Origin of the sequence: Microcystis sp. LE19-41.2A (assembly GCF_027530405.1) — a bacterium.
In the GTDB taxonomy this organism is placed as follows: domain Bacteria; phylum Cyanobacteriota; class Cyanobacteriia; order Cyanobacteriales; family Microcystaceae; genus Microcystis; species Microcystis aeruginosa.
The window spans coordinates 1-6,980 of sequence record NZ_JAPZQJ010000240.1; the positions used below are offsets into that span (position 1 = coordinate 1).

Consider the following 6,980-nt stretch of genomic DNA (forward strand, 5'->3'; position numbering starts at 1 on the left):
ACACATTTGTTACGGATGAATTGAGCAGTACGAATAGCATCGTCTATGGCTTGATACTGTTGAGTTTTAGCTTTAACTTTAAACTCTAAGACAAACATTTTACGCAGGGGGGACTTAGACAAAATCAGTATAGCACAATAAAAGTTAAGTTAACAAGATATAGTTTAAAAAGCCGTCCTAAAAGGACGGGGCTTTAACCCAAAATTTCGGTAATCGATAGCCCGTGGGGGATCACCTTCCCTCCTCTATCCTGGTGTCAGTTCGGGTTAAGGAAATTTTGCCATGACTTCTAGAGGAGAATCAGGGTTGTTGCTTATTCCGAACTCTGGTTATCTAACTTATCGTCGTCTAACCCACCCGACATTATCTGCTATACTAAAAAGCGTAGTCGTTATGAGTTGCATTTACGGTTATGACTGTCGAGAATTTAGTCATTATTGGTTCGGGACCCGCGGGATATACGGCGGCGATTTATGCGGCGCGTGCGAACTTAAAACCCTTGATGTTTGAGGGTTTCCAAGCGGGAGGCATTCCGGGGGGACAATTGATGACCACCACAGAAGTAGAAAATTTCCCCGGTTTTCCCGAAGGAATCACTGGTCCGAAGCTCATGGAAAGAATGAAGGAACAGGCCGAAAGATGGGGGACCCAATGCTATACCGAAGATGTTATCTCGGTGGATTTAAGTCAGCGTCCTTTTGCCATTCGTTCCACCGACCGGGAAGTGAAGGCCAATAGTATTATTATCGCCACGGGAGCCACTGCCAAACGCTTAGGATTACCCAGCGAGGCCCAATTCTGGAGTAACGGGATTTCCGCTTGTGCTATCTGTGACGGTGCTACACCGATATTTAGAGAGGAAAACCTCGCTGTCATCGGTGGCGGTGACTCCGCAGCCGAAGAAGCCGTATATTTGACTAAATACGGCTCCCACGTCCATTTATTAATTCGCGGGGAAGCGATGCGTGCCTCGAAAGCAATGCAGGACCGGGTGTTAAATAATCCGAAAGTTACCGTTCATTTTCATACCCAAGCGGTGGATGTGTTCGGTACAGGCAGTAAAATGGCAGGATTACGCATTAAAAACTCGCAAACGGGAGAAATCAGTGAATTAGCCGTTAGAGGGTTATTTTATGCCGTCGGTCACACTCCCAATACTTCCCTATTCCAAGGACAACTAGAATTAGACGAGGTGGGTTATGTGAAAGTCAAACCGGGGACTGTTGCTACCAGCGTCGAGGGGGTTTTTGCCGCCGGAGATGTGCAGGACCACGAATACCGTCAGGCAATCACTGCCGCAGGTACGGGGTGTATGGCGGCGTTATTGGCAGAAAGATGGTTATCGGAGCATAATTTAATCCAAGAATACCGTCAATCAGCCACTTCTGAACATTACGAGACGAAAACCGTTAGCGAAACCCCGGCCGATACGGAGGAAACTTTTGATATTCACAAAACCCGTCACGTTGGGGGTTATGCTTTGCGGAAATTATTCCACGACGGCGATCGCTTGTTAATGGTAAAATATGTTTCTCCCACCTGTGGCCCCTGTAAAACCCTGAAACCGATTTTAGATAAAGTGGTCGATGAGTACGATGGCAAAATTTATTTTGTGGAAATTGACATCGAAGCTGACCCGGAAATTGCCAAAATGGGTCAAGTAACTGGGACTCCCACGGTACAATTCTTTAAGGACCGGGAATTAGTAAAAGAAATGCGCGGAGTCAAACAAAAAAGCGATTTTCGTCAAGTAATTGAGAGTTATCAATAATCAGTTATCAGGAGTCAGGAGTCAGGAGTCAGGAGTCGGTCGTTAGGAGATAGGGTGATAGGGTTTTGGGGTGATAGGGTGATAGGGTGATAGGGAAATTTCATCCAAATGCTCCACTCCCCCACTTCCCCACTCCCCCACTTCCCCACTTCCCCACTTCCCCACACCCCACTTCCCCACTTCCCCACTCCCCAACACCCCACACCCCACACCCCACACCCCACACCCCACACCCTATGCTAGAGGCCTTACAATTTGATTTTATGCGCCATGCGATTGCCGCAGGAATATTAGTTAGTATTGCCTGTGGGATTGTCGGTACTTTGGTAGTAGTTAATCGCGTGGTTTTTATCAGTGGTGGAATCGCTCACGCTGCCTATGGAGGGATAGGAATCGGTTATTTTTTTGGGATTAATCCCCTGGTGGGGGCGATATTTTTTACCTTTTTTTCGGCTTTAGGCATGGGTTTTTTACAGCGTCGCATCCGGGAGAGAGCCGATACTTTAATCGGGGTTATGTGGGCGATTGGTATGGCGATTGGGGTAATTTTTATTGATTTAACCCCCGGTTATAAAGCTGATTTAATGAGTTATCTTTTCGGTAGTATTTTAACTGTACCGAGGGATGATTTATGGATAATGGCGGGCATAGATATATTAATTATCACCTTAGTTAGTATCTTTTATAAAGAGTTGTTAGCCATATCTTTTGATGAAACCTTTGCGATTATTCGCAATATTCCCGTGGAGATAATTTACTTAGGTTTAATGGGAATAACCGCTTTAACTATTGTGGCAGTAATGCAGGTGGTAGGATTAATTATGGTAATTGCTTTATTAACTATTCCCGCCGCTATCAGTGGACAATTTGTTAAAAATATGAAGGGAATGATGATCCTAGCGATTATTTTAGGAATTGTCTTTACTTTAGTGGGTTTGTGGTTATCCTATAGTTTAAATCTCACCTCAGGGGCGACAATTATTTTAGTGGCAGGATTGGGCTATTTAATCAGTCTTACTTGGAAACCTTTCATCCTAACTATCACCAGAAAAATATCTAATCTTTAAGGCTCTCCCCTAGTTGTGGTGATCAGAAAAAGTTATCTAGGGGAGGGTGAAGGCAATTCACCCCCACATTGCCCCACATTAGTTGTTCTCTAGAGGCCGATGGGATAGTCTTACCAATTATAACCCTAAACGCTGCTTTTGGCGGGCTTTATAGGAGGCTAACAGCCAGATAGAACCAGAAATCAAAGAAGGAGCAAGGACGAAAAAAGTGGCCATGGTTACGGGATGTTCCCGGCCCCACACCCAATAGATCATCACGGCAAAAATCAAGCCACAGTAAGCTAGTCCTAGAAAGGGGATGCCAATAACTAAAATGGCGAATCGAGTCTCTTTATCCATAAAATATCGGGATGGCAGCGAAAATTTAGCTGATGGGTTCCGTTTGTCCATATCTTTAGTTATAATCTTCCTTCTGGGATTGCTTGCGGAAAAATAAGGTATTTTTTAGAATTAGGCGCTGATTATTGGGAGGCCTTCCTTGTCGAAAGAAAGATTAGATTTATTATTAGTAGCCAAAAATCTCTGTGATTCCCGTCAACAGGCACAGCGATTAATTCGCGCTGGAGAGGTGAAAGTCAATCACCAAATCATTGATAAACCGGCCACAGAAATCGATCCAGAAGCGGTGATCGAGGTTAAGCAGAAACTGCCCTATTTGTCAAGGGGGGGCGAAAAATTAGCCAAGGCCTTAGAATTGTTTGCCATCGATGTCAGCGATCGCATTTGTTTAGATGGAGGCATTTCCACGGGGGGATTTACCGATTGTCTCTTGCAAAAAGGAGCAAAACGGGTTTATGGGGTCGATGTGGGTTATGGACAAGTGGCCTGGAGTTTACGGCAGGATCAACGAGTTATGTTACTAGAAAGAACTAATTTTCGCTATTTAACCCCAGAAAAGTTATACGGACAGGAAAAACCCGCCGATTTAGCAGTTATGGATCTGTCTTTTATTTCCCTGACCAAAGTTTTACCGACCCTGTGGACGCTATTAAATCCACCGCGAGAGGCGATTTTATTGGTCAAACCCCAATTCGAGGTGGGACGGGAAAAAGTCGGCAAAAAAGGGGTAGTTCGCGACCACCAAGACCAAGCGGGGGCGATTTTTCAGGTTTTACAGGCCGCCGCAGTCTTAGGATGGTTCTATCGGGGTTTAACTTGGTCTCCCATTACCGGACCTGCGGGTAATGTGGAGTATCTTCTCTGGTTGTCCACCGATACTGGCCAAGTTAGTCCCAGTTTAGCCGCGATCGCAGAAATCACCCAAGCAGCGATCGAACAGTTTTAACCCCAGTGTTTTGTCAAGGCAGTGGGGAGATTTTCAGAAAAACCCTTGACAAATGGCGAGACTTGCTTTATACTTTATGTATAATGGGTATCCGTGCGCCCATATATATAGGGTTTTTCGGCGAAGATAAGAGAGAAAAAAATAGACTCAAAAATCGGGTTGGGTAGGAAGAGGACAAAGGTATGAAGAGGGAAATTTTCTCTCCCCGACAAGCATTAAACAAAGCATTTCTGAGAGTCAAACCGAATCTTTGTCAGGTAGAGAAGTTTCCAACCCACCCCCAGACAACTCTTGGGGAGCAGGGGAGATGTATTCTTACATACAAAAACGATGATCGGGCAGTTCAATCTATTGGAAAATGGGAGAGATAACCCGAAAAATTCTTGTTAAATCATGTTAAGTCCCGTAGAGACGATTAAAATTCTCGAAAATCATCCCGATCGCACTTTTCCAGCTGGTGAAGTTATTTTTGCCGATGGCACGGAGGGCGAGTTAATGTACGGTATTCTTAGCGGAGAAGTGGAGATGTATATCAAGGGACAATTGATAGAAACTCTAGAAAAAGGGGATGTATTCGGAGCAGGAGCGCTCCTGCATGGGGATAAACTGCGAGAATCCACAGCTATTGCCAAAACTGATTGTAAATTAGCCTATCTCAATCAACCGCAGTTTTTATTTGCCGTGCAGGAAACCCCCATGTTTGCGATCGAAGTGTTAAGAAGTTATTCCGATCGCTTTCGCAAGTTGAAAAAAATCTTCACCGGTGAAGCATAGAGGAGCAAAGGAAAGCCATCCCCTGAAAACTATTGACCGAAAATCTCACCGATAGTTAAACGGGAACCATTGACCAAATCCCCACCAGAACGCGGTGATTTTCCCGATAATTGCACTTCTTTTAATAATAATAAACCCTCACCCGTCTGCACTACCGGCCCGAAATTTTTCCAGAGAGCCACGATCGCTCCCACTTCTCCGCTTAGATGAGAAAGGTCTTTTGTCTGTAATTCTCGAGGAAGTTGACCGAGATCCTCTAGGGGAATAGTGGCCATCACTTTTAGGGGTTGTCCCCGTAAAGTGGTCAGCGCATGAGGATAAAAACCCCGGACTCGATCGTGAATTCTCCGGCCCGAATCTTGCCAGTTGATTAGATAGTCAGATTTTTGAATTAAAGGGGCATAGGTGGCATCGTCGTTATTTTGAGGAATTGGGGTAATTTCTGCTCGATCGAGCTTAGAGAGGGTTTCTAGGAGCAAATCCGCCCCCATTTGTCCTAGGGTTGCTCCCACCTGTTCGGCATTGTCAAAAAGAGCGATCGGGGTGTAGGCTTTCAGTAGCATCGGTCCGGTATCCATGCCCGCATCCATTAACATGGTGGTAATGCCGGTTTCTTTTTCTCCCCTAGCGATGCACCACTGCACGGGGGCTGCTCCCCGATATTTCGGTAAAATTGAGCCATGAACGTTAATACAGCCTAATCTCGGCATCTCTAGAATTTCTGGGGAGAGAATTTGTCCGTAGGCAACCACCACAAAGGCATCCACCCGCGATTGTCTGAGAAAATCTAAGGTTCGAGCGTTTTTTTTGACACTTTTGGGCTGCAAAACCGGTATTTGCTGTTCTATGGCTATTTGTTTCACCGGTGAGGGGATTAATTGATTGCCCCTTCCCCGGCGCTTGTCCGGTTGGGTAACGACGGCAATTACTTCTATATCGGGATTGGCTAATAATTTTTTTAGGGTGGGAACAGCAAAAGTCGGGGTTCCGAAAAAAACAATACGCATGGGAGAGGGGGGATTTTTCAGTTATCAGTGAGCAGTAATCAGTGAATGTCCACCGAGTTATTAACGGCTAACTATGCCAGACCATTGAATTTTTTTGGCTTTTTCCCGACGATAGGAGAAAAAATGATCCTCTTGTTGATAGGTACAAAAAGGAGCGATCGCAATTTGTTCATCCCGAATTCCTAACTGTTGTAGTTGATGATAAATCACCCGTCGCACGTCTAAGCGCACTTTCCCTTTTTCCTCGTCAGCAAATAAGGGGGAGGGGGACAGGTTCAATAAATTCGCCAGAATTTGGTCGGGATTGGTTTCTTGGGGGAATAAACTTAAACCCACTTCTACGGCAACTTCTGCCTCTACTTGATACACTTCCCCGGCAATTGCCGGCCCCAGGGCCAGCACTAAGTTATCTAAACAACTACCTGAGTTTAATAACTGCTTTACTGCTTTGGGAACTATCCTTTTGGCCGTCCCTCTCCATCCAGAATGAATCGCCACCCCAACACCAGTAGAGCGATCGCCTATTAGTACGGGCGTACAGTCAGCACTGGCCACCCAAATCCCTTGACCGGAAGCATCGGTGATAATTCCATCCGCTTCGACAATTTCCGGGTTAGTAATCCCTTGGGGATTTAATAGGCGATCGCCATGTACCTGTTTGACCCGATAAACCGGTACATTTGCCCCCAGAGCAGCCGTAAAAGCTTCCGGGGTTTGGGGGTAATAATGACGGGTAAAAAAGCCGTGGGACCAGTCCTCTAGGAGATTACAGGTAAGATAGGGCAATCCTTGCCATATTTGCCATTGCCACAGAGAAGTCTCGGTTAATCGGACATCGATCGCTACATTGGTCACAGTCTAAACCTCTCTTGCTGCATTAATACCTCGTTCTTTCCTATCCTAGTTCTGAGCTTGGCAAACGGCAACCGGAAGATTATTTAGGGTCTGCTGAAAAAGTTTTTCCTAGGGGCAGGGTGTAGGGTGTGGGGTGTGGGGTGTGGGGTTTTACCGATTTTGAGGGGGTCAATTACCTAATTTTCAGGGAAAAAGTCCCTGAATTTCCCCCTGATCACTCC

At 45.6% G+C, this 6,980-nt stretch carries 7 protein-coding genes and 2 pseudogenes; 5 read left to right on the forward strand and 4 right to left on the reverse strand.

Going from position 1 to position 6,980, the window contains the following annotated elements:
• Positions 1-98: pseudogene (locus tag O9290_RS10615) on the reverse strand (RNA-guided endonuclease InsQ/TnpB family protein); the annotation flags it as partial.
• Positions 99-412: 314 nt separating this feature from the next.
• Between O9290_RS10615 and trxB the strand changes: the two are divergent.
• Positions 413-1,771 carry a thioredoxin-disulfide reductase gene (gene trxB, locus O9290_RS10620; RefSeq protein WP_125730937.1) on the forward strand — a complete coding sequence of 453 codons (1,359 nt, stop codon included), beginning with the start codon at positions 413-415 and terminating at the stop codon, positions 1,769-1,771.
• Positions 1,772-2,007: 236 nt separating this feature from the next.
• Positions 2,008-2,838: a metal ABC transporter permease gene (locus tag O9290_RS10625; protein ID WP_002759687.1), complete on the forward strand. Its 831-nt coding sequence runs from the start codon at positions 2,008-2,010 to the stop codon at positions 2,836-2,838.
• A 117-nt stretch (positions 2,839-2,955) separates the two neighbouring features.
• On the opposite strand, the gene O9290_RS10630 is transcribed toward O9290_RS10625, so the two are convergent.
• The gene (locus tag O9290_RS10630) at positions 2,956-3,177 is read right to left on the reverse strand and encodes a hypothetical protein (RefSeq protein WP_002759686.1); all 222 of its coding nucleotides are present in this window, start codon (positions 3,175-3,177) and stop codon (positions 2,956-2,958) included.
• 139 nt (positions 3,178-3,316) lie between these two features.
• Here O9290_RS10630 and O9290_RS10635 point away from each other — a divergent pair, with 139 nt between their 5' ends.
• The 3 genes and pseudogenes from O9290_RS10635 to O9290_RS10640 all read left to right on the forward strand — a co-directional run bounded on the left by O9290_RS10635 (position 3,317) and on the right by O9290_RS10640 (position 4,897).
• Positions 3,317-4,123 carry a TlyA family RNA methyltransferase gene (locus O9290_RS10635; protein WP_288055677.1) on the forward strand — a complete coding sequence of 269 codons (807 nt, stop codon included), beginning with the start codon at positions 3,317-3,319 and terminating at the stop codon, positions 4,121-4,123.
• 182 nt (positions 4,124-4,305) lie between these two features.
• Positions 4,306-4,419: pseudogene (locus tag O9290_RS28485) on the forward strand (type II restriction endonuclease); the annotation flags it as partial.
• 97 nt (positions 4,420-4,516) lie between these two features.
• A complete protein-coding gene (locus tag O9290_RS10640) occupies positions 4,517-4,897 on the forward strand; it encodes a cyclic nucleotide-binding domain-containing protein (protein ID WP_002759683.1) in 381 nt (126 codons plus the stop codon).
• Positions 4,898-4,926: 29 nt separating this feature from the next.
• Here O9290_RS10640 and fmt read toward each other — a convergent pair whose 3' ends face one another.
• Positions 4,927-5,904, reverse strand: coding sequence for a methionyl-tRNA formyltransferase (fmt, locus tag O9290_RS10645; protein WP_288025458.1), 978 nt, complete (start codon positions 5,902-5,904; stop codon positions 4,927-4,929).
• 60 nt (positions 5,905-5,964) lie between these two features.
• Entirely contained in the window at positions 5,965-6,759 is a 795-nt protein-coding gene (pgeF, locus tag O9290_RS10650) for a peptidoglycan editing factor PgeF (protein WP_002759681.1), read from the reverse strand.
• Positions 6,760-6,980: the final 221 nt, after the last annotated feature.

What these genes read in the sequence shown, in the direction of transcription:
- trxB (WP_125730937.1), top strand. Translation starts at nt 413, where the DNA reads ATGACTGTCGAGAATTTAGTCATTATTGGTTCGGGACCCGCGGGATAT.
- O9290_RS10625 (WP_002759687.1), top strand. Translation starts at nt 2,008, where the DNA reads ATGCTAGAGGCCTTACAATTTGATTTTATGCGCCATGCGATTGCCGCA.
- O9290_RS10630 (WP_002759686.1), bottom strand. Translation starts at nt 3,177, where the DNA reads ATGGATAAAGAGACTCGATTCGCCATTTTAGTTATTGGCATCCCCTTT.
- O9290_RS10640 (WP_002759683.1), top strand. Translation starts at nt 4,517, where the DNA reads ATGTTAAGTCCCGTAGAGACGATTAAAATTCTCGAAAATCATCCCGAT.
- fmt (WP_288025458.1), bottom strand. Translation starts at nt 5,904, where the DNA reads ATGCGTATTGTTTTTTTCGGAACCCCGACTTTTGCTGTTCCCACCCTA.